The sequence below is a fragment of the Leifsonia sp. EB34 genome, from assembly GCF_041260585.1.
GTDB lineage: Bacteria > Actinomycetota > Actinomycetes > Actinomycetales > Microbacteriaceae > Leifsonia.
The window spans coordinates 332130-352517 of the sequence record NZ_JBGCCV010000001.1; the positions used below are offsets into that span (position 1 = coordinate 332130).

The window sequence follows — 20388 nt, forward strand, 5'->3', positions numbered from 1 at the left end:
GCCGTGTGGGAATCGCCCTGCCACGTACAATCGTTCGCGGAATGGACTGCTCGTACTTCGACGCCGGCGTGTGCCGCTCGTGCACGCTGATGGGCGTCCCCTACGCCGAGCAGCTCGCCGGCAAGGACCGGCACTCCCGCGAATTGCTGGCGCCGTTCGGGGACGCGGTCTGGCTGCCGCCGGTGGCGAGCGCCGAGTCCGGGTACCGCAACAAGGCGAAGATGGTCGTCTCCGGCACCGTCGACGCGCCGACCATCGGCATCCTCGACGAGGCCGGACGCGGCGTGGACCTCCGCGAGTGCGGGATCTGCGCGCCGGGCGTGCGCGCCGCGCTCCCCGTGCTCGCCGACTTCGTGACCCGCGCGAGGATCGAGCCGTACAGCGTGCCCGACCGCCGCGGCGAGCTCAAGTACGTGCTCGTGACGCTCTCCCCCGACGACGAGCTGATGGTGCGGTTCGTCGTCCGGTCGGAGGAGTCCGTCGGCCGCATCCGGGCGCTGCTGCCCGAACTGCTGGCCGCGCTGCCGAACGCGCGGGTCGTCACCGTGAACCTGCAACCGGAGCACAAGGCGGTCGTGGAGGGCGAACGCGAGATCGTGCTGACCGCGGAGTCGTCGCTCGTGATGCGGGTGGGCGGCATCCCGCTGCGGCTGCGCCCGCAGAGCTTCTTCCAGACCAACACCGCCGTCGCCGAGGCGCTCTACGCGCAAGTCGCCGCCTGGGTGGACGAGGTGTCGCCGGCGAGCGTGTGGGACCTGTACTGCGGCGTCGGCGGGTTCGCGCTGAACGTGGCGGCGCCCGGGCGCCGCGTGGTCGGCGTCGAGACCAGTACGGAGGCGGTGCGGAGCGCCCGCGCGACGGCCTCCGCCGCCGGCCTGCCGCTGGTGGCGTTCCGCGCCGGCGACGCGACCGCGTTCGCGCTCGCGGCGAAGACCGCGCCCGAGCTGGTCATCGTCAACCCGCCCCGGCGCGGCATCGGCGCCGAACTGTCCGGCTGGCTCGAAGGCTCCGGCGTTCCGAGCGTGGTGTATTCGAGCTGCAACCCGAAGAGCCTCGCGCACGACCTCGCCCGGATGCCGTCGTACCGCATCCGCACCGGGCGCGTGCTGGACATGTTCCCGCAGACCGGGCACCAGGAGGTCGCGGTGCTGCTCGACCGGGTCTGACACCAGTGCCGGGTCGTGGCACGAGCCCTGCGTCAGCGCGACTCGGCCACGGTCCTGGGACGACGCCCACCTCAGGGCGACTCGGTCTCAGTTCTGGCACGAGGCCCGCGTCTGGGCGACGCGGGCCTCGCGTTCAGCAGGCGGACTAGCTCGCGGCGGCCTCCCGACGCGGCAGCTTCCAGTCCGGGCGGGCGAAGTGGCAGGTGTAGCCCCATGGGATCCGCTCCAGGTAGTCCTGGTGCTCGGGCTCGGCCTCCCAGAACGGCCCGGCGGGCTCCACTTCGGTGACGACCTTGCCCGGCCAGAGACCGGAGGCGTCCACGTCGGCGATGGTGTCCTCCGCGACGCGGCGCTGCTCGGGGCTCTCGTAGTAGATCGCCGACCGGTAGCTGGTGCCGACATCGTTGCCCTGCCGGTTCTTCGTCGACGGGTCGTGGATCTGGAAGAAGAACTCGAGCAGGTCGCGGTAGCTGATCCGCTCCGGGTCGAACTCGATCTCGATCGCCTCGGCGTGCGAGCCGTGGTTGCGGTAGGTGGCGTTCGGCACGTCGCCGCCGGTGTAGCCGACGCGCGTACTCACGACGCCGGGGCGCTTGCGGATGAGGTCCTGCATGCCCCAGAAACATCCTCCGGCCAGGATGGCCTTCTCGGTCGTCATCAGTGGTTCTCCTCGCTGTTCTCGTGCTCGTCGTTCTCGAAAAGGTGGCGGTAGTCGCCGTAGCCCTGCTCCTCCAGCTCGGTGAGCGGGACGAACCGGAGTGCGGCCGAGTTGATGCAGTAGCGCAGTCCGCCCGCCTCGGCGGGCCCGTCGTCGAACAGGTGCCCGAGATGGCTGTCACCGTGGGCGGAGCGCACCTCGGTGCGGACCATCCCGTAGGTGCGGTCGGTCTTCTCCACGATATTGCCCGGCTCCACCGGAACGGTGAAGCTCGGCCAGCCGGAGCGGCTGTCGTACTTGTTCACGGACGCGAAGAGCGGCTCCCCCGACACGATGTCGACGTAGAGCCCCGCCTCGTGATTGTTCCAGAACTCGTTGCGGAAGGCGGGCTCGGTCGCCGCCTCCTGGGTGACCGCGTACTGCGCGGGGGTGAGCCGCGCGACGGCGTCCTGGCTCTTGCGGTAGTCCTGTGTCACGTTTCCTCCTGAGTGCGGCGAGCGCTGGCTGCGACGCCGTCAGTAAGGAGAACAGCGGGGAGTGCCCGGTTGGTCCCGCGGTTGCTGTGAGTTCGCTGGGGTGCTGTGAGTTCGCGGGGGTGCTGTGAGCTCGCTGGGGTGCTGTGAGCTCGCTGGGTCACCCGCCCCTCCCGAGGATGCGGCTGATCGCGGCCTCCACGTTCTGCCAGTCCTCGACCACCTGCCTCGCGGTCACCCGGAGCCGCCGGTGTCCGAGCTCGGCCAGGGCGGAGTCCCTCAGCCGGTCACGCTCGAACGAGCCGGCGTCGCTGTGGAAGGCGTACCCGTCGATCTCCAGATACAGCTCGCCGTCGATCCGCATGTCCACCCGGCCGACGCCGCGGACGTGCACCTGCTGCTCGACCCGGCGTCCGCACCGCTCCAGCCGTTGCCGCGCGAGCGACTCGACTCCGGAGTCCGAACCCGCCCGCGCAAGCGCCGCCCGCTCCCGCGCCGCCTTCGGCAGATCCTCCAGGATGCGCCGAAGCCCGGACGGGCTGACCTGCCCCGCCGCGAGCGCCGTGTCGAACGCCGCCACCGCCGTCTCCTCGTCCGCACACCGCGCGACCGACCGCAAGCAGTCGGCGAGCGACACCCGCCAGAGCTCGGGATGACCTTCGACCGGCCGCCAGTGGCAGACGAGGCCGGGCGGCGCACGCCGCGACTGCGGCGACAGCGTCACGTGCGTCCGCCGATCCGAACCGGACCAGAGCCCGTAGCTGGCGCAGGCCGACACGCACGACAGGCGCGCTCCCGCCCGCACGGCCTCCAACGCCACACCATCCAGGAGCGGCGACACGTAGACGCCCCTCCGCACACGCTCTACCACGCCGCCCCGCACGGCGCGCTTCAAATCCTCCGGAGCCGCACCCGCCATCCGGAGCTGATGCGTGGTGGCGGCGCCGCCGAGTTCTCTGAGCCGATTCATCCAAGTCATGCGTCGATCCTGGGGCGCCGAAGGCCGCCCCCGGCCGCCCCCGCCGAATCTGTGGACAACTCCCGCCGGAGGCCGCCTGGTGTGAACAGGAGACACGATCCGAATCTCCTTCCGATGGGTGTTCGGAAGGAGATTCGCGGGGTGTCGGGCCAGATTCTCCTGTTTGCGGGGAGGGGGGAAGGAGGGGGTGGGGCTAGTCGGCGGCGGGGTCGGCGGGGCGGGAGGGGTCCGGCTGGATGGGGATGGCGTCGGTGAACTGGGAGGCGCGCTGCTCGTTCTCGGGGCTGCCGCCGAACAGGCGGCCCTCGCCCTCCTGGGCGGTCCGAGCGCGGGAGGTGGGCACCTGGGTCTCCGGCCGCTCCACCAGCTCCACGCGCTTGCGCGGCAGCGAGGCGTCCGAGTAGCGCTGCATCCAGTCGATCAGCCGCTCCCGCACGTGGCAGCGCAGGTCGAACAGGGTCGGCGCGTCCTTGCCGGTGACCAGGACGCGCACCCGCACCCAGCCCAGCGTCGCGTCGGTGACCTGCAGGACCCCGGTTCGGCCGTCCCAGAGGTCGGTCGCCGCCAGGATGCGGTTCAGCTCCGCTCGCATCCCCGACGGCGACACCCGCCAGTCGAGGTCGAACTCCACCGAGCCGAGCAGCTCGCTGTTCTTGCGGGTCCAGTTCTCGAACGGCTTCGTCGTGAAGTAGGTGGACGGCAGCACCAGCCGGCGGTCGTCCCAGATGTGCACGACCACGTAGGTGAGGGTGAGCTCCTCGATGGTCCCCCACTGCTGCTCGACCACGACCACGTCGTCGAGCCGGATGGCGTCGCTGAAGGCGAGCTGGATGCCCGCGAACAGGTTCGCAAGGCTCGACTGGGCGGCCACACCGGCGATCACACCGATGATCCCCGCGGACGCGAGCAGGCTGGCGCCGGCCGCCTGCAGCACGGGGAAGGTGAGCAGGATGGCGGCGAGGCCGATCACGACCGCCGCGACGATGGTCAGCCGGCGCAGGACCAGCACCTGGGTGCGCACCCGGCGGGCGTACCGGTTGTCCGGGACGTCGACCCGGTAGCGGGCGAGCCCGAGGTCCTCGGCGAAGACCACCAGAGCCGCCAGGAACCACGTCCCGGCGGCGATCGCGAGGATGAGGAAGCCGTGGTTGATCCTCGCCGTCCAGTCGGCCGGGACCTCCCTCGGCAGCGTCAGCGCGACCGCGATCCACAGCACCACGACCGCCAGGAACAGCCGGAAGGGCACCCGCGCGCGCTTGACCAGCACAGCGGGCCATTGGCGGTGACGGCCCACGCCGCGCAGGATCAACCCCACGATCGCCGTCACCACGACGGCGGCGACGATCGCGACGAGGCACGCGATCACGAGTGAGGGCCAGCTACGCAAAGGCACGGCGGGAGGACTCCTTCCCTGGGGGGCCGGGTGGACGACCTCACTGTACGCGGGACCGGACCCGACCTTAACCTCGGGGCCGTCAGAGGGTTAGTCTGGGTCGCCTGGGGGCGCGGCCGGCGACGGCCGCGAAACCTGTGCGGAGACCGCCGGCGACGATGCGAGGAGCAGGGATGACAGCGACACGGATACTCTTCATCGGCGGCACGGGGGTCATCAGTTCCGCGTGCGTCGCACGGGCCCTCCAGCAGGGCCACGAGGTCACGGTCGTGAATCGCGGGAACAGCGATCTGCGCCCCCTGCCGGACGGCGTGGAGGTGCTGCACGCCGACATCCGCGACCCGGAGAGCGTGCACGGCGTGCTCGGCGAGCGCAGCTTCGACGTCGCTGCCGAGTTCCTCGCCTTCACGCCGGAGCACATCCGCACCGACTTCGACCTGTTCGAGGGGCGGGTCGGCCAGTACGTGTTCATCTCGTCGGCGTCCGCCTACCAGACCCCGCCCGCACGAGTGCCGGTGATCGAGTCGACGCCGCTGCGCAACCCGTTCTGGCAGTACTCCCGCGACAAGATCGCGTGCGAGGACCTCCTGGTGGAGGCCTACCGGGAGCGCGGCTTCCCGATCACGATCGTGCGCCCGTCGCACACCTACGACCGCACCATGATCCCGACCAGCGGGCACTGGACCGACCTGGAGCGGATGCGCCGCGGCGCGCCGGTGGTGGTGCACGGCGACGGCAGCAGCCGGTGGACAATCACCCACAACACGGACTTCGCGGTCGCGTTCGTCGGGCTGCTCGGCCGCCCGGAGGCCGTGGGCGACTCCTTCCACATCACCTCCGACGAGGCGCCGACCTGGGACCAGATCTACTGCTACCTCGCCGAGGCGCTGGGCGTGGAGGCCGAGCTCGTGCACGTCGCGAGCGAGACCATCGCCGCCGTCATCCCCGACCTCGGCCCCGGGCTCCTGGGCGACAAGGCCCACTCGATGCACTTCGACAACACCAAGGTGAAGTCGCTGGTGCCCGAGTACCGCGCCGAGGTCAGCTTCGCGCACGGCGCCGGCGAGATCGTCGACTGGTACCTCGCGGACGCGTCTCGTCAGCGGCTCGATCCCGACCTGGACGCTGCGTTCGACCGGCTCGTGGAGCACGCGCGCTCGGTGGTCTGACCCGGCGGAAAGGTCACCGTCCGGTCTCGTTCTCGTTTGCCTCTTTACTATAAAGAAACTTTCCTGATACATTCGGCCCCAGCAATCGTTCCGACGAGGGGATGACCATGGCCGAACGACCCGTCCGGGGGACCCCGGGGTGGCTCCGCGAGACCAACGACCGCACGGCGCTAGCCCTGCTGCTCGAGCACGGCGTGCTGACCCGCACCCGGATCGGCGAGCTCTCCGGGCTCTCCAAGCCCACCGCGGCGCAGATGGTCTCCCGCCTCGAGACGGCCGGCCTCATCCACGTCGTGGGCGAGGTCTCCTCCGGACGCGGTCCGAACGCGGCCGGCTACGCGGTGCGCACGGACCGGATGCTGGGCGTCGCGGTCGACATCGACGCGGCCTCCATCCGCTCGACCATCGTCGACGCCGCCGGGGCGGAACACCCCATCGCCGTCACCCCGCTCGCCGCCCGGACTCCGGAGGCCGACCTCCGGCTCGCGATCGAGGCCGCGTGCGCGGCGGCGGGCGTCGACACGGACCGGGTGCGCGCCGTGTGCGTCGGCGTGCAGGGTGCACTCGACCCGCGGACGGACGAGCTCACCTACATCGAGACCCTCCCGGGCTGGCCCAAGCAGGGCATCCGCCGCCGGCTCGAGGACACGCTCGGCATCGCGGTCCACATCGACAACGACGTGAACCTCGCCGCGGTCGCCGAGCGCACCGACGGCGCCGGCACGGACGCCGGCGGCTTCGCGCTGCTCTGGATGGGCGACGGCCTCGGCCTCGCCGTCGACCAGGCCGGCGCCGTGCACCGCGGGGTCTCCGGCGGCGCGGGCGAGATCGGCTACCTGCCCATCCCGCGCTCGGCCGCGGACCTCGACCCGGAGGCCGCCGACCTCCAGGACCTCGTCGGCGGCCCTGCGGTCGCGAAGCTCGCCGCCCGCCACGGCCTGAGCTTCGGGCTTCAGGGTGACGACCTCCAGGGCGACGACGCCGCCCGGGAGGCGCTGGTGGCCGAGCTCGCCGCGCGCGTCGCCGTCGGCGTCGTCCCCGTGCTCGCGCTGCTCGACCCCGAACTGGTCGTGCTCGGCGGACCGACGGGCGCGGCCTGCGGCCCCCGGCTCGCCGAGCTCGTCGCCGCCGAGCTGCGCGCCGCCTGGGGCGAGCGCTCCGTCGTCGCCACCGGCGTCCCCACCCATCCCGTCCTCCGCGGCGCACGCGAGCACCTCCTCGGCGAGGTGCGCGAGGCGCTCTTCGACGAGGTGTCGCGCATCGCCGTCTGAGGCGACGCACGCGCCCCGCGCCCCACCCAGCACCGACCGTCCACCGAAATCACGAGAAGGATCAGCGAGGAACCACCCGTGAAAAAACGCCACCTCATCGCAGCCGTCGCCGTCGCGGCGGCCGCGGCCCTCACCCTGGCCGGCTGCTCCGGCGGGTCCAGCGGAGCGTCGTTCCAGGACAGCGCACCGTCCGACCTCTCCGGCACCGTGTCGTTCTGGCACTTCTTCTCCGACCGGGAGGCCAAGGTCATCCAGTCGGTCGTCGACGACTTCGAGAAAAAGTACCCCAAGATCAAGGTCGACGTGCACGCCGGCCAGGACGACGAGAAGCTGCAGAAGGCCATCGCCACCGGCAGCAAGGTCGACGTCGGCCTCTCCTACTCGACCGACATCGTCGGCAACTTCTGCACCAACGGCGCGTTCCGCTCGCTCAACAAGGTGATCGCGCGCGACCACGTCGACATGAGCCAGTTCAGCGACACCGTGAAGTCGTACACCGAGTTCAAGGGCAACCGCTGCGCGATGCCGATGCTCGCCGACGTCTACGGCCTCTACTACAACAAGAAGCTGCTGCAGGCGGCCGGCTTCACCGAGCCGCCGAAGACGCTGAGCCAGCTGGAGTCGATGGCCGACAAGCTGACGACCTTCAACGCCGACGGCTCGATCAAGACGCTCGGCTTCAACCCGACCATGGGCTGGTACGAGAACTCGGCCGCCCACTACGGCCCCGCCGCGGGCGCGGAGTGGCTGAAGGCCGACGGCACCAGCGCGATCTCCTCCTCCCCCGGCTGGAAGGAGCTGATCCAGTGGCAGAAGGCCTACGTCGACAAGATCGGCTGGGACAAGCTCAACACGTTCACCTCGGGGCTCGGCCAGGAGTTCTCGGCCGACAACGCGTTCCAGACCGGCCAGGTGGCGATGAACATGGACGGCGAGTACCGCACCGCGTTCATCGACGACCAGGCGAAGGGCCTCGACTACGGCACCGCGCCGTTCCCGACCGCGGACGACCACACCGACCTCTACGGCGGCGGCTACATCACGGGCAACATCATCGGCATCTCCAAGGGCTCCAAGCAGCCGGAGCTGGCCTGGACGCTGCTGAAGTACCTCACCACCGACACCGGCGCGGTCGTGAAGCTCGCCAACGGCCTGAAGAACGTGCCCACCACGAAGGACGCGCTGGCCTCCCCGACTCTGGAGGTCTCGCCGCAGTACAAGACGTTCCTCGACATCGCCTCGAACAAGAACGTCATGACCACGCCGGCCAGCCCGCTCGGCGCGGGCTACCAGAACACCTTCGAGGACTGGTGGAACAAGTACCAGAGCCAGGGCGGCGACATCGACGCCGGGCTGAAGTCGGTCGACAAGCAGATCAACGACGCCCTCGCCCTGTCCAAGGGACCGTGAGCTCGTGACGACCACGGCTCGCAGCGCGGGGCGGGTGGCCGCCCGCCCCGCGCGGTCCTCCCGAGCGCGCCTGCGCCGCAACCTGGTGACGCTGGCCCTGCTCGCCCCCGCCCTGCTCGGGCTCGCGATCTTCTTCGTCTACCCGCTGATCGCCTCCGTCTACTACTCGTTCACGCGCTTCGACCTGATCTCGCCGCCGGAGTGGATCGGCCTGCGCAACTACGAGTACCTGTTCACGCAGGACCCGAACGTCTGGCTCGCCACGCTCAACACACTGTGGTTCGTGGTGATCTGGGTGCCGGTGAAGACCGGGTTCGCGCTCATCGTCGCCGGCCTCCTCGCCAGAGCCCGCCGGGCCTCCGGGATCTGGCGGACGATCTTCTACCTGCCCGCGCTGGTGCCGCCGGTCGCGAGCGTCGTCGCGTTCGTCTTCCTGTTCAATCCCGGCACCGGCCCGGTCAACCAGGTGCTCGCCTGGTTCGGGATCAAGGGACCGCTCTGGTTCAACGACCCGGCCTGGTCGAAGCCGTCGCTCGTGCTGCTCGGCGTGTGGGTGATGGGCGACATCATGATCATCCTGCTGGCCGCGCTGCTCGACGTGCCGCGCGAGCAGTACGAGGCGGCCTCCCTCGACGGCGCGGGCGGCCTCCAGAAGGTCCGCTACGTCACGCTGCCGAGCATCTCGCCCGTGCTGCTGTTCGCGGTGGTCACCGGTGTCATCGCAGCCATCCAGTACTTCACGGAGGCCGCCGTCGCCTCCTCGGTCGCCAGCGGCAAGGCCGTGGTCGGCGAAGGCATCGGCAACACGCTCGGCTACCCGGACGGCTCCCTGCTCACCTACACGCAGTGGCTCTACGTCCGCGGCTTCGGCACGTACCAGCTCGGCTACGCCTCGGCGCTGGCGGTGCTGCTGTTCGTCGTCGCCGCGATCATCCTCGTCCTGCTGCTCCGCCGCTTCAAGGCGTTCACCCCGGAAGGCGCACGATGACGTCCGCAACCCTGACCCCCGAGGCGCCCGCGTCTCCCGCCACACCCCAGCGGCGGATCCGCAGCCCGCGCTCGCTGCGCACCCGCAAGGCGCTCGGCTGGATCGCCGAGCACGCGGTGCTCATCGTGCTCGCCGTCCTGTTCGTCTCCCCCGTCGTGTTCGTGCTCCTGACGTCGCTGATGTCGAGCTCGCAGACGCTGACGGCGTCGCTCTGGCCGCAGCCGTTCGTCTGGAGCAACTACGTCACCGTGTTCACGACCGTGCCGCTCGCGCAGTGGTTCGCGAACTCGGCGATGTACGCGATCCTGGCCACGGCCTTCATGCTGCTCTCGTCGGTCCCCGCCGCGTACGCCCTGGCGAAGATCCGCTTCCGCGGCTCCGGCGTGCTGTTCACCGCGATCATCGTCGCGATGCTGCTGCCGCCGCAGGTCACGGCCATCCCGATCTACGTGATGTGGTCGCAGCTCGGCCTCACCGGCACGCTCTGGCCGCTCATCCTGCCGAACCTGCTGGGCGACGCGTTCTCGATCTTCCTGCTGCGCCAGTTCTTCCTGACGATCCCGCCGGAGTACTCCGACGCGGCCAGGATCGACGGCAACGGGGACTTCGGCGTGCTCTGGCGGGTCGTGCTGCCGATGGCCAAGCCCGGGATCGCGGCCACCGCGATCTTCATGTTCTTCGCCTCCTGGAACGACTACTACGGCCCGTTGCTGTACACGTCCGAGAACCCGGCCGCGTGGCCGGTCGCCTACGGGCTGGCGTCGTTCCGCGGCGTGCACGGCACCGACTGGGGGCTCACCATGGCGATGACCATGCTCGTCACCGTGCCCGTCGTCATCATCTTCTTCTTCGCCCAACGCGTCTTCGTGGAGGGCATCGCACTCACCGGCGTGAAGGGATAACGCGTGAAACTGGCCGTCGTGGGCGGAGGCTCCACCTACACCCCCGAACTCGTGGACGGGTTTGCCCGGCTGCGCGACCTGCTGCCGATCGAGGAGCTCTGGCTCGTCGACACCGACCCGGAGCGCCTCCGGCTGGTCGGCGGGATGAGCGAGCGGATGTTCCACGCCGCGGGGCATCCGGGGCGGATCGTGACCACCTCCGACCTGGTCGCCGGCGTGGCGGACGCCGACGCCGTGCTCATCCAGCTCCGCGTGGGCGGCCAGGCCGCCCGGCACGGAGACGAGACGTTCCCGCACGCGTGCGGCTGCATCGGGCAGGAGACCACAGGCCCCGGCGGTTTCGCCAAGGCGCTGCGCACCGTGCCCGTCGTGCTCCGGGTCGCGGACGCCGTGCGCGCACACGCCAAGCCGGACGCCTGGATCGTGGACTTCACCAACCCGGTCGGGATCGTCACGCGCGCGCTGCTCCAGGAGGGCCACCGCGCGGTCGGCCTCTGCAACGTCGCGATCGGCTTCCAGCGCCGGTTCGCCGGAATGCTGGGGGTCGCGCCGTCCGAGGTCGCCCTCGGGCACGTCGGGCTCAACCACCTCACCTGGGAGCGGTCGGTCACCGTGGGCGGCCGGGACGTCCTCCCCGACCTCCTGGGCACACACCTGTCGCAGCTGGCCGAGGAGATCGAGCTGCCCGCCTCCCTGATCCGGCTGCTCGGGAACGTGCCGAGCTACTACCTGCGCTATTACTACGCCCACGACGAGGTCCTCCGCGAGCAGCTCGACGCGCCGACCAGGGCGGAGGCCGTGCAGCGGGTGGAGCGCGAGCTCCTGGAGCTCTACGCGGACCCGGCCGTCGACACCAAGCCCGAGCAACTCGCCCAGCGCGGCGGCGCCTTCTACTCCGAGGCCGCTGTGGACCTCCTGGCGTCGCTGACCGGCGACCGCGGCGATGTGCAAGTGGTCAACCTCCGCAACGACGGGACGCTGCCGTTCCTGCCCGACGACCACGTGATCGAGGTGCCCGCGGTCGTCGGCGCCTCCGGCGTGCGCGCGGTGGACGTCCCCGCCCTCCCCGACGATCTCGCCGGGCTGATCGGGCACGTCGCCGGGTACGAGCGGCTCGCCCTCGACGCCGCCGTGCACGGCGGCCGCGACCGGGTGCTGCGGGCGATGCTCGCGCACCCGCTCGTCGGTCAGTACGACCGCGCCGAGAAGCTGACCGACCTGCTCCTGGCGGAGAACCGTGCGCACCTGGCGTGGGCCCGATGAGCGGGACACCCGGCCTGGGGGCGCCCCTCGTGATCGCCGTCGACGGCGGCGGGTCGAAGACCGACGCGGTCGCGCTGGAACTCGACGGGACCGTCGCGGCCATCGCCCGCGGCGCCACCTCCAGCCCGCACCTGATCGGGATGGCCGCGACCGCCGCCCTCGTGGACGAGCTGATCGAGCAGCTGCTGGCCGAGACCGGGCCGCGCCCCATCGCCGCGGCGAACATCTACCTGTCCGGGCTCGACCTCCCCGCGGAGGAGGTCGAGTTCCGCGCCGGCATCGCCGGCTACGCGTGGGCGGACGCGGTCGTCGACAACGACCTGTTCGCGCTGCTGCGCGCCGGCACCAGCGAGCCGGACGCCGTCGCCGTGGTCTGCGGCACCGGCATTAACTGCGTCGGCGTCCGCGCCGACGGCGAGGTCGTCCGGTACCCCTCGCTCGGGATGACCTCCGGCGACTGGGGCGGCGGCTGGCACCTCGGCGAGCAGGCGCTCTGGCACGCCGCGCGCGCCGTCGACGGGCGCGGCTCGGCGACCGCGCTGGTGGAGGCCATCCCGCCGCTCTACGGGCTGGGCGGCATCCCGGACGTGATCGAGGCACTGCATTTCGGTCGCATCCCGAGCAGCGACCTCTCCCGCATCGCTCCCGCGGTGCTGGCCGCGTCGCGCGCGGGCGACCTGGTCGCGCAGGAGCTGGTCGACCGGCAGGCCGAGGAGATCGTGGTGTTCGCCGTGACGACGCTGCGCCGGCTCGGGCTCCTGGACCGCGAGGTCCCGGTCGTCCTGGGCGGCGGCGTGATCGGCTCGCGCGGCGAGCGGCTGCTGTCCGGGGTGGAGCGCCGCCTGTCGGCGCGTGCCCCGCTGGCGCGCATCCGGCTGGTCACGGCGGCGCCCATCCTCGGCGCCGCACTGCTGGCGCTGGAGGCCGCCGGAGCCGGCGCGGAGGCGCTGGAGACCGCGACATCCAGCCTTCAGGACCGCCGGGCCGCGGTGGTTCAATAGCCCTACGAACAGGGAATTCAGCGCCGAACGCGAGCGGATGGTCGAGGAGCAGCTCCGCCTCCGCGGGATCGAGGACCAGCGGGTCCTCGACGCGATGAGGCGCGTGCCCCGGCACGAATTCGTCCCGGAGGGCGCGGAGCGGTACGCCTACGAGGACCATCCGATGCCGATCGGCGACGGCCAGACCATCTCCCAACCGTACATCGTCGCGCTGATGCTGGAGGCCGCCCGGATCGGCCCGGAGGACGCCGTGCTCGACGTCGGCACCGGCTCGGGCTATGCGGCGGCCGTTGCCGCGGAGCTCGGCCACCGGGTGGTCAGCATCGAGCGGCACGCCGAGCTCGCCGTCACCGCGGCGGCGACGCTGGAGGCGCTCGGCTACCGCGTGAACGTCGTGACCGGCGACGGGACGCTCGGCTGGCCTCCTGGGGCGCCGTACGACGCGATCGTGGCCGCCGCGACCGGGCCGGCCGTGCCCCGCGCCTGGCCCGAGCAGCTCGCGCCGGGCGGCCGGATCGTGATGCCGGTCGGGCATCCGGGAGGTGCCCAGCACCTGGCCGTGTTCGAGCGCGCCGCCGACGGCGCACTGCACGAGCGCAACCTCGGCGCGGTCGCGTTCGTCCCCCTCATCGGCGACGACGGCTGGCGGGCCTGAGCCCGCGCGCATTCGTCACGAATGTCGCGTTTCGCGGCGGCATTCGCGACCTTCGTCACGAAGGTGCGCGGCGTCAGGCGGCGAGGGAGGCCGCGGGTGCGGCCACGCGCAGCGCGCCGAGCAGTGCGGCGAGCTGACCCGCCGGCGCTCCCGGGTCCTCCGGGTGCCACTGCACGGCGAGGATCGGCGCGCTCTCATGCTCGATCGCCTCGACGTGGCCGTCGGGCGCCCGCCCGGTGACGCGCAGGCCCTCGCCCACGACCGCCACCGCCTGGTGGTGTGCGCTGCGCACGGCGACGACCGGTCCGCCGAGCACCTCCTCCACGCGGCTGTCCGGCTCCAGGAGCACGGGATGCGTGGTGAGCACCTCCGGGATGGGCACGCCGCGACGCACGTGGTCGGACTCCCCCAGGTCCTGGACGAGCGTGCCGCCGAGGGCGACGTTGACGATCTGCAGGCCGCGGCAGATGCCGAGCAGCGGCAGCCCGCGCTCGATCGCGCGGTGCACGAGCGCGAGCTGTGCGGCGTCGGCGGTCTCGCGGTGCAGGCTCTCGTGCGGGTAGCCGCCCGAGCCGCCGTAGAAGCGCGGCGCGATGTCCTCGCCGCCGACGATCACCACAGCGTCCGCCCGCTCGGTCGCCGCGAGCAGCGCGTCCGTCCCGCCGTCCGCCGCGAGCCGGGAGACGGTCCAGCCGTCGGCCTCCGCCGCGCGGACGACTCCCCCGACGAGCACCTGCACGTAGGCGTGGTACTCCGGGTCGTGGGCGCGCACGCGCGTCGCCTCGACGACGGCGAGGGTGCGGACGGCCGGAGACATGACAGCCATTCTGCGACGGCCCCCGCCCCGGCGCACCCGGGCGCGTAACAGGTCGAAACAGTGACACGGCCCGGAGCGCCCTCCTAGACTCGGCTCGATGACAGGAAAGCTCGGGAGAGTGGGTGAGTGTCTGTGCATCGTTCGCTGATCGGGCGTCGCGCGCTCCTCATCCTGCTCGCGGTGGGCGCCGTCACGGCCCCGCTCCTCCTGTCCTCGCCCACAGCGCAGGCGACGCGCTCGCAGGATCCGGTCTCCTTCGGCTCCGGTCACGTCGTGGACCAGGCGCGGGTGCTCTCGGACGCCGACGTCGACACCATCGAGGCCGCCTCGAACTCGCTCTACAAGAGCCACGGCATCCGGCTCTACGTCGCCTACGTCGCCCAGTTCACCAACCCGACCGACGCGGAGGACTGGGCCAACGAGACCGCGGCCCGCAACGACCTCGGCCCGACGGACTACCTGCTCGCGGTCGCGACGGACGGCCAGGCGTACTACCTGTCCGGCGACGACAGCGGGCCGGTCAGCGACCGGGAGCTGACCACCATCGAGCAGACGCAGGTCGAGCCGAAGCTCCTCACGCAGGACTGGGCGGCCGCCGCCGTCGCCGCCGCGCAGGGGCTCGGCGCCGCGGTGGGCGCCGGCAGCGGGGTCGTGATCTTCTGGGTGGCATTGGCGGTCGTCCTGGTCGTCGGCGGCATCGCGCTGTGGCTGGAACTCCGGCGGAGGCGCGGCGCGAGGCGGATCGTGGAGCACACGGAGCACGGGGAGCACAGGGAGCACGGGGAGCACAGGGAGAGCGCATCGTGACCACCGAGCATGTGAACGCCGGGCACGTGAAGACCTTGGGCCTGGTCGGTGCGGGGCGGATCGGCAGCCAACTCGCCCGCCTCGGGATCGCGCACGGCCACGACGTCGTAGTCAGCAATTCGCGGGCGCCGCAGTCGCTCGCCGCACTGGTCGGCGAGCTCGGGCCGCACGCGCGAGCCGGGACGGTGGCGGAGGCCGCCCAGGCCGGCGACATCGTCGTGGTCGCCATCCCGCTGCGCTCGATCGCCGCGCTGCCGCCCGCCCCGTTCGCCGGCAAGGTCGTCATCGACACCGGCAACTACTACCCGGCCCGCGACGGCGTCATCCCCGAGCTGGAGGACGGCCGCGAGACCGTGTCCGGGCTGCTGCAGCGCATCCTGCCGCAGGCGCGCGTCGTCAAGGCGTTCAACCACATCCCGGCCGCGAACCTGACCGCGGACGCCGCACCGCCGGGGACCCCCGGCCGCCGCGCCCTCGCCATCGCCGGCGACGACGCCGACGCGCAGGCGCTCGTCTCGGAGCTGCTGGACGAGTTCGGCTTCGACGTGGTCGACCTCGGCCCGCTCGCCGAAGGCTGGCGGTTCGAGCGCGACATGCCCGCCTATGGACAGCATCTGACCGCCTCGGGCCTGCGCAATGCGGCCGCGGCGGCGATCAGGAAGGAAAAAGGATGAGCCCAGCATCATTCCTCGTCGTACCGCAGTGGCAGGGCTCCGGCTCCTCCCGGGCGATGCGCCTGATCGACGGGGCGGAGGCCATCTGCGGCGACCTCCCCGCGAACGCGACGCACAGTGTGGCGGTCCCGGCCGCGGCGGGCGAGGCCCTCGGGACCGGCGTGCTGCGGTTCTCGTCGCTCAGCCTGGTCCGCGAGCTGGCGGCCGCCGAGCTGGCGGTGCTGGAGGCGCCGGTCGTCACGATCGGCGGCGACTGCGGCGCCGACCTCGCGGGCGTGCAGCACGCGGTGGAGTCGCATCCGGCAGGGTCGGTCGCTGTCGTGTGGTTCGACGCGCACGGCGACCTCAACAATGTGTCGACCTCGCCGTCCGGTGCCTTCCACGGCATGGTCGTGCGCGCCCTCCTCGGCGACGGCCCGGACGGGCTGGCCGCGACCGGGGCGGCGCGGCTGCACCACGAGCAGCTCGTCCTCGCGGGCGTGCGCGCCCTGGACGACGGCGAGTCGGCGTTCGTGGAGCGGATGGGGATCCGCGTGGTGGCGCCGGGCGAGTTCGAGGACCCGCAGGCGCTGGTGCGCGCGGTGGAGGCGACCGGCGCCGATGCGGTGTACCTGCACGTCGACCTCGACGTGCTCGACCCCGCCGCGATCGACGGCATCGGGTTCCCCGAGCCGTTCGGGGTGTCGCCGGAGCAGCTCACCGACGCCATCCGGGCGCTCCGCTCGCGATTCGAACTAGCCGGGGCGGCGGTGACGGAGTTCGCGCCCGAGTCGCCGGAGGCGGCCGGGCACGACCTGAGCGTGATCCTGCGGGTGCTCGGGAGCCTGACGGCGCCGTTGAAGAACGGCACAGCGGAGGCGCAGGCGGCCGGAAGTGCGGCCGGCAGTGCGGTCGGGAATTCGGCCGGCGGAGGTTCCTCCACAGAACCCGGGCCGCGCCACTTGTCCACCGATACCGCGCCGCCGGATGACGTCCGCTGATCCCGCCGGTAGCTTGAGAGGCATGAGCGAACCGAAGATCCTGACCGAGCGGCGCGGCCCTGTGCTGCTGATCGGCCTCAACCGACCCGACAAGCGCAATGCGGCCGACTTCGAGCTGCTGAACGCGCTGGCCGAGGCCTACGGGGAGCTCGACCGCGACCCCGAGCTGCGGGTGGGCGTGGTGCACGCGATCGGCGACCACTTCACCGGCGGGCTGGACCTCGCGGACGTCGGGCCGCGCATCGGCCCGGAGGGGCTGTCGTTCGTCGGGGAAACCGGCGTCGACCCGTGGGGCGTGTCCGGCCCGCGGGTGCGCAAGCCGGTCGTGGTCGCCGTGCAGGGCACCTGCCTGACGCTCGGCATCGAGCTCATCCTCGCGGCCGACGTCGCGGTGGCGGCGCGCTCCACCACGTTCGCGCAGATCGAGGTGGCCAGGGGCATCCTGCCGTTCGGCGGCGCGACCATCCGGTTCCCGCGCGCGGCGGGCTGGGGCAACGCCATGCGCTACATCCTCACCGGCGACCCGTTCGACGCCGACGAGGCGTACCGGATAGGGCTCGTGCAGGAGGTCGTCGACGACGGCGCCCAGCTCGACGCCGCCCTCGCCATCGCCGAGCGGATCGCCGCCCAGGCCCCGCTCGCGGTGCAGGCGACGCTCGCCAACGCGGTCACGGCCGTGCGCGACGGCGAGGCAGCGGCGGAGGCCGCGCTGCAGCCGGAGCTGGTCCGGCTGGCGGGCAGCGAGGACGCCCGGATCGGCATGCAGTCGTTCCTGACGCGCACCACGGCGGAGTTCGTGGGGCGCTGAGCCCGCGCGCTCCGACGATCGGGCCGCCCTAGATCTCGAAACACCCAGACCACGAACACCCAGTCCCACGAGCACCCAGGCCACGAACACCCAGGAGGAGAGATGCCCGCAACGACCGAATACGACGTCATCGTGATCGGAGCCGGGACCGTCGGCGAGAACGTCGCCGACCGCACCGCCCAGGGCGGCATGCGCACGGTGATCGTCGAGGCCGAGCTGATCGGGGGCGAGTGCTCCTACTGGGCCTGCATCCCGTCGAAGACCCTGCTGCGCTCCTCTGCGGCGCTCCGGGCGGCGCAGCGGGTCGGCGGCGCGCGGGAGGCCGTGACCGGTCCGCTCGACGTCGCCGCGGTCCTCCGCCGGCGCGACTACATGACCAGCGACTGGAAGGACGACGGCCAGGTGGAGTGGCTGAAGGGCGCGGGCATCGACCTGGTCCGCGGCCGGGCCACCCTCTCCGGGCCGCGCGAGGTCACCGTCGTGGGCGAGGACGGCGCGACGACGGTCCTCACCGCGAAGCACGCCGTGGCCGTCTGCACGGGCTCGGCGGCGCTGCTGCCCGACATCCCTGGCCTGCGCGAGAGCGAGCCGTGGACGAGCCGCGACGCGACCAGCGTCCAGAACGTCCCCGGCTCGCTGGCGATCCTGGGCGGCGGCACGGTCGGCACCGAGATGGCCACCGCCTTCGCCGGGTTCGGCACCGAGGTGCACCTGATCGCCCGGCACGGGCTGCTCGGCGGCGCGGAGCCGTTCGCCGGCGAACGCGTGGCCGCCGGGCTGAAGGAGCTCGGGGCGACCGTGCACCTCGACGTCACGACCGAATCCGTCGAGCGCACCGACGACGACCGGTTCCGCATCCGGCTCGGCGACGGCACCGTGGTCGAGACCGACGAGCTGCTGGTCGCGACCGGCCGGCTGCCGCGCACCTCGGGGATCGGGCTGCAGAGCTTCGGGCTGGAGGACGGCGGCTGGCTCACCGTCGACGACAGCATGCGGGTGCTCGACGCCGAGGGCGAGCCGGTCGACGGCGGCTGGCTGTACGCCGCGGGCGACGTCAACCACCGCGCGCTGCTCACCCACCAAGGCAAGTACCAGGCGCGTGCGGCCGGCGACGCGATCGCCGCCCGGGCGAAGGGTCACGAGGTCTCCCTCGCGCCGTGGGGCGCGTTCGTCGCGACGGCCGACCACCAGGCGGTCCCGCAGGTCACCTTCACCGAGCCCGAGGTCGCCTCCGTCGGGCTGACCGCGGCCGCCGCGGAGAAGGCCGGGTACCGCACCCGCGTCGTGGACTATCCGATCGGCTCGGTGAGCGGCGCCTACGTGCTGGCCGACGACTACGACGGCATGGCGCGCATGGTCGTGGACGAGGACCGCGGCGTCGTCCTCGGCGCGACCTTCGTCGGCCAGGATGTCGGCGAGCTGCTGCACTCGGCGACGGTCGCGATCGTCGGCGAGGTGCCGTTGGAGCGGCTGTGGCACGCCGTGCCCTCCTACCCCACGGTCAGCGAGGTCTGGCTGCGGCTGCTCGAGACATACGGCCGGCCCGCGCTGTGACGGGACGTGCGGACCCGACGGCCCGGGGAGGTGCGGCGCGAGGAGGTGCGGCGCAGGGAGGTGCGGCGCAGGGAGGTCCGGCCCAGGGAGGTGCGGCGCGAGGAGGTGCGGCCCAGGGAGGTGCGGCGCGCAGAGCCGCGGTGCCGTCGCTCTCTGCGGTCTTCCTCGACTCGCCGATCAGCCGGCTCGGCTACCTCTACGCCACCGCGGTCGGTCTGGTCTGGGGGTTCGCCTGGAGCACCGGCCGCGTTGAGCGGCGCGCCGGCTTGTTCGTGTTTCGCGGCATGCCCCGGTGGACGTTCGGCCGCGGCGGCTCGTGCGTCGGCGCGTGCTACCTCACCGACCGCAACGTGAGCGAGGACGTCCTCGAGCACGAGGCCGTCCACAAGCGGCAGTGGCAGCGCTACGGCATGCTGTTCCCCTTCCTCTACCTGCTGGCGGGCCGCGACCCGCTGCACAACCGGTTCGAGATCGAGGCAGGCCTCGAGAAAGGCGGCTATCGATGAACGCCCAGGAGACCCGATGAACGCCCAGGAACGGCGCACCGTGGTCGTCACCGGCGCCAGCTCCGGCATCGGCGCCGTCGCCGCGGGACGCCTCGCGGCCGCCGGCGACGACGTCGCCGTGGTCGGCCGCGACCCGGAGCGGACCCGGGCGGTCGCGGAGCGGATCGGCGCGACGCCGTTCCTCGCCGACTTCGAGCGGCTGGACGATGTGCGTGCGCTCGCCGCCGCCCTCCTCGACCGCTACGACACCATCGACGTGCTGGCCAACAACGCGGGCGGGCTGTACCACGAGCGGCGCGTCACGGCCGACGGGCACGAGCGCACCATCCAGCTCAACCACCTGGCGCCGTTCCTGCTCACGCGGCTCCTGCAGCCGCGCCTGGTGGAGACGGCGGCGGCGGGGCGCGACGTCCGGGTGGTCTCGACCGCGAGCATGGCCAATATGTTCGGGAACCTGCGGCTGGACGACCTGGACTGGGAGCGGCGACGCTGGCGCGGCGGCTGGCAGGCGTACGGCACGTCCAAGATCGCGACCATCCTGTTCGCGTCCGAGCTCGCGGAGCGGCTCACCGGTACCGGTGTCTCGGCCTACTCGTTCCATCCCGGGACGGTCGTCACCAGTTTCGGCGCGAGCTCTCCGCTCATCCGCTTCGGCGCGGCCGTCACCGGCGGAAGATACGGCGAAACGCCCGAGGTCGGCGCCGCACCGCTGGAACGGCTCACCGGGCCGGTGCCCGTCGGGGCGCCGAGCGGGACGTACTTCGACCGGTTCGCCGCCAACGGCCGGGTGACCCGGCAGGGGAAGGACCCGCAGCTCGCCCGCGACCTCTGGACGCTGAGCGAAGGACTCACCGGAGTCGCGGAGCGGGGCTGACATCCTCCGGCTGCAGGGCGGCACCCTTCCGGATGGCAGC

Annotated in this window: 20 protein-coding genes and 1 pseudogene; 16 read left to right on the forward strand and 5 right to left on the reverse strand. The window is 72.1% G+C overall.

Features of this window, described 5'->3' with window-relative positions:
- The first annotated feature begins 41 nt into the window (after positions 1–41).
- The gene (gene rlmC / locus ABIA36_RS01650; RefSeq protein WP_369960535.1) at positions 42–1166 is read left to right on the forward strand and encodes a 23S rRNA (uracil(747)-C(5))-methyltransferase RlmC; all 1125 of its coding nucleotides are present in this window, start codon (positions 42–44) and stop codon (positions 1164–1166) included.
- Positions 1167–1311: 145 nt separating this feature from the next.
- On the opposite strand, the gene msrA is transcribed toward rlmC, so the two are convergent.
- From msrA to ABIA36_RS01670, 4 genes are all read right to left on the reverse strand, one after another.
- Positions 1312–1824: a peptide-methionine (S)-S-oxide reductase MsrA gene (gene msrA / locus ABIA36_RS01655; RefSeq protein WP_369960536.1), complete on the reverse strand. Its 513-nt coding sequence runs from the start codon at positions 1822–1824 to the stop codon at positions 1312–1314.
- Entirely contained in the window at positions 1824–2300 is a 477-nt protein-coding gene (gene msrB, locus ABIA36_RS01660) for a peptide-methionine (R)-S-oxide reductase MsrB (RefSeq protein WP_369960537.1), read from the reverse strand. The genes msrA and msrB overlap by 1 nt, the downstream gene beginning before the upstream one ends.
- A gap of 157 nt (positions 2301–2457) precedes the next feature.
- On the reverse strand, positions 2458–3276 hold the full coding sequence (locus ABIA36_RS01665; protein WP_369960538.1) for a type IV toxin-antitoxin system AbiEi family antitoxin domain-containing protein: 819 nt from the start codon (positions 3274–3276) through the stop codon (positions 2458–2460).
- Positions 3277–3469: 193 nt separating this feature from the next.
- A complete protein-coding gene (locus ABIA36_RS01670; protein WP_369960539.1) occupies positions 3470–4669 on the reverse strand; it encodes a mechanosensitive ion channel family protein in 1200 nt (399 codons plus the stop codon).
- A 173-nt stretch (positions 4670–4842) separates the two neighbouring features.
- Between ABIA36_RS01670 and ABIA36_RS01675 the strand changes: the two genes are divergently transcribed.
- From ABIA36_RS01675 to ABIA36_RS01710, 8 genes and pseudogenes are all read left to right on the forward strand, one after another.
- Positions 4843–5838 carry an SDR family oxidoreductase gene (locus ABIA36_RS01675; protein WP_369960540.1) on the forward strand — a complete coding sequence of 332 codons (996 nt, stop codon included), beginning with the start codon at positions 4843–4845 and terminating at the stop codon, positions 5836–5838.
- Positions 5839–5945: 107 nt separating this feature from the next.
- Complete coding sequence (locus ABIA36_RS01680) at positions 5946–7109, forward strand: ROK family protein (protein WP_369960541.1); 1164 nt, start codon at positions 5946–5948, stop codon at positions 7107–7109.
- 78 nt (positions 7110–7187) lie between these two features.
- Complete coding sequence (locus ABIA36_RS01685) at positions 7188–8519, forward strand: ABC transporter substrate-binding protein (RefSeq protein ID WP_369960542.1); 1332 nt, start codon at positions 7188–7190, stop codon at positions 8517–8519.
- A 4-nt stretch (positions 8520–8523) separates the two neighbouring features.
- Positions 8524–9507 (forward strand): carbohydrate ABC transporter permease, encoded by a 984-nt coding sequence (locus ABIA36_RS01690; protein ID WP_369960543.1) that lies wholly within the window; start codon positions 8524–8526, stop codon positions 9505–9507.
- Positions 9504–10409 (forward strand): carbohydrate ABC transporter permease, encoded by a 906-nt coding sequence (locus tag ABIA36_RS01695; protein WP_369960544.1) that lies wholly within the window; start codon positions 9504–9506, stop codon positions 10407–10409. The genes ABIA36_RS01690 and ABIA36_RS01695 overlap by 4 nt, the downstream gene beginning before the upstream one ends.
- Before the next feature lie 3 nt (positions 10410–10412).
- Positions 10413–11672, forward strand: coding sequence for a 6-phospho-beta-glucosidase (locus tag ABIA36_RS01700; protein WP_369960545.1), 1260 nt, complete (start codon positions 10413–10415; stop codon positions 11670–11672).
- Entirely contained in the window at positions 11669–12673 is a 1005-nt protein-coding gene (locus ABIA36_RS01705; protein ID WP_369960546.1) for an N-acetylglucosamine kinase, read from the forward strand. The genes ABIA36_RS01700 and ABIA36_RS01705 overlap by 4 nt, the downstream gene beginning before the upstream one ends.
- 25 nt (positions 12674–12698) lie before the next feature.
- Positions 12699–13328 (forward strand): annotated as a pseudogene (locus ABIA36_RS01710) (protein-L-isoaspartate(D-aspartate) O-methyltransferase); the annotation flags it as partial.
- A 73-nt stretch (positions 13329–13401) separates the two neighbouring features.
- Here ABIA36_RS01710 and ABIA36_RS01715 read toward each other — a convergent pair.
- Positions 13402–14145, reverse strand: a complete 744-nt coding sequence (locus tag ABIA36_RS01715; RefSeq protein ID WP_369960547.1) for a gamma-glutamyl-gamma-aminobutyrate hydrolase family protein — start codon at positions 14143–14145, stop codon at positions 13402–13404.
- A 126-nt stretch (positions 14146–14271) separates the two neighbouring features.
- Between ABIA36_RS01715 and ABIA36_RS01720 the strand changes: the two genes are divergently transcribed.
- The 7 genes from ABIA36_RS01720 to ABIA36_RS01750 all read left to right on the forward strand — a co-directional run bounded on the left by ABIA36_RS01720 (position 14272) and on the right by ABIA36_RS01750 (position 20348).
- Positions 14272–14952, forward strand: coding sequence for a YgcG family protein (locus tag ABIA36_RS01720; protein ID WP_369960548.1), 681 nt, complete (start codon positions 14272–14274; stop codon positions 14950–14952).
- The gene (locus tag ABIA36_RS01725) at positions 14949–15626 is read left to right on the forward strand and encodes an NADPH-dependent F420 reductase (RefSeq protein WP_369960549.1); all 678 of its coding nucleotides are present in this window, start codon (positions 14949–14951) and stop codon (positions 15624–15626) included. Before ABIA36_RS01720 ends, ABIA36_RS01725 begins: the two co-directional genes overlap by 4 nt.
- Complete coding sequence (locus ABIA36_RS01730) at positions 15623–16606, forward strand: arginase family protein (RefSeq protein WP_369960550.1); 984 nt, start codon at positions 15623–15625, stop codon at positions 16604–16606. The genes ABIA36_RS01725 and ABIA36_RS01730 overlap by 4 nt, the downstream gene beginning before the upstream one ends.
- 22 nt (positions 16607–16628) lie before the next feature.
- The gene (locus tag ABIA36_RS01735) at positions 16629–17414 is read left to right on the forward strand and encodes a crotonase/enoyl-CoA hydratase family protein (RefSeq protein ID WP_369960551.1); all 786 of its coding nucleotides are present in this window, start codon (positions 16629–16631) and stop codon (positions 17412–17414) included.
- Between the two features lie 102 nt (positions 17415–17516).
- Positions 17517–18968, forward strand: coding sequence for an NAD(P)/FAD-dependent oxidoreductase (locus tag ABIA36_RS01740; RefSeq protein ID WP_369960552.1), 1452 nt, complete (start codon positions 17517–17519; stop codon positions 18966–18968).
- A 140-nt stretch (positions 18969–19108) separates the two neighbouring features.
- Positions 19109–19474, forward strand: a complete 366-nt coding sequence (locus ABIA36_RS01745; protein ID WP_369960553.1) for a Fe-S oxidoreductase — start codon at positions 19109–19111, stop codon at positions 19472–19474.
- 16 nt (positions 19475–19490) lie between these two features.
- Positions 19491–20348: an SDR family NAD(P)-dependent oxidoreductase gene (locus ABIA36_RS01750; protein WP_369960554.1), complete on the forward strand. Its 858-nt coding sequence runs from the start codon at positions 19491–19493 to the stop codon at positions 20346–20348.
- The last annotated feature ends 40 nt before the right edge of the window (positions 20349–20388 follow it).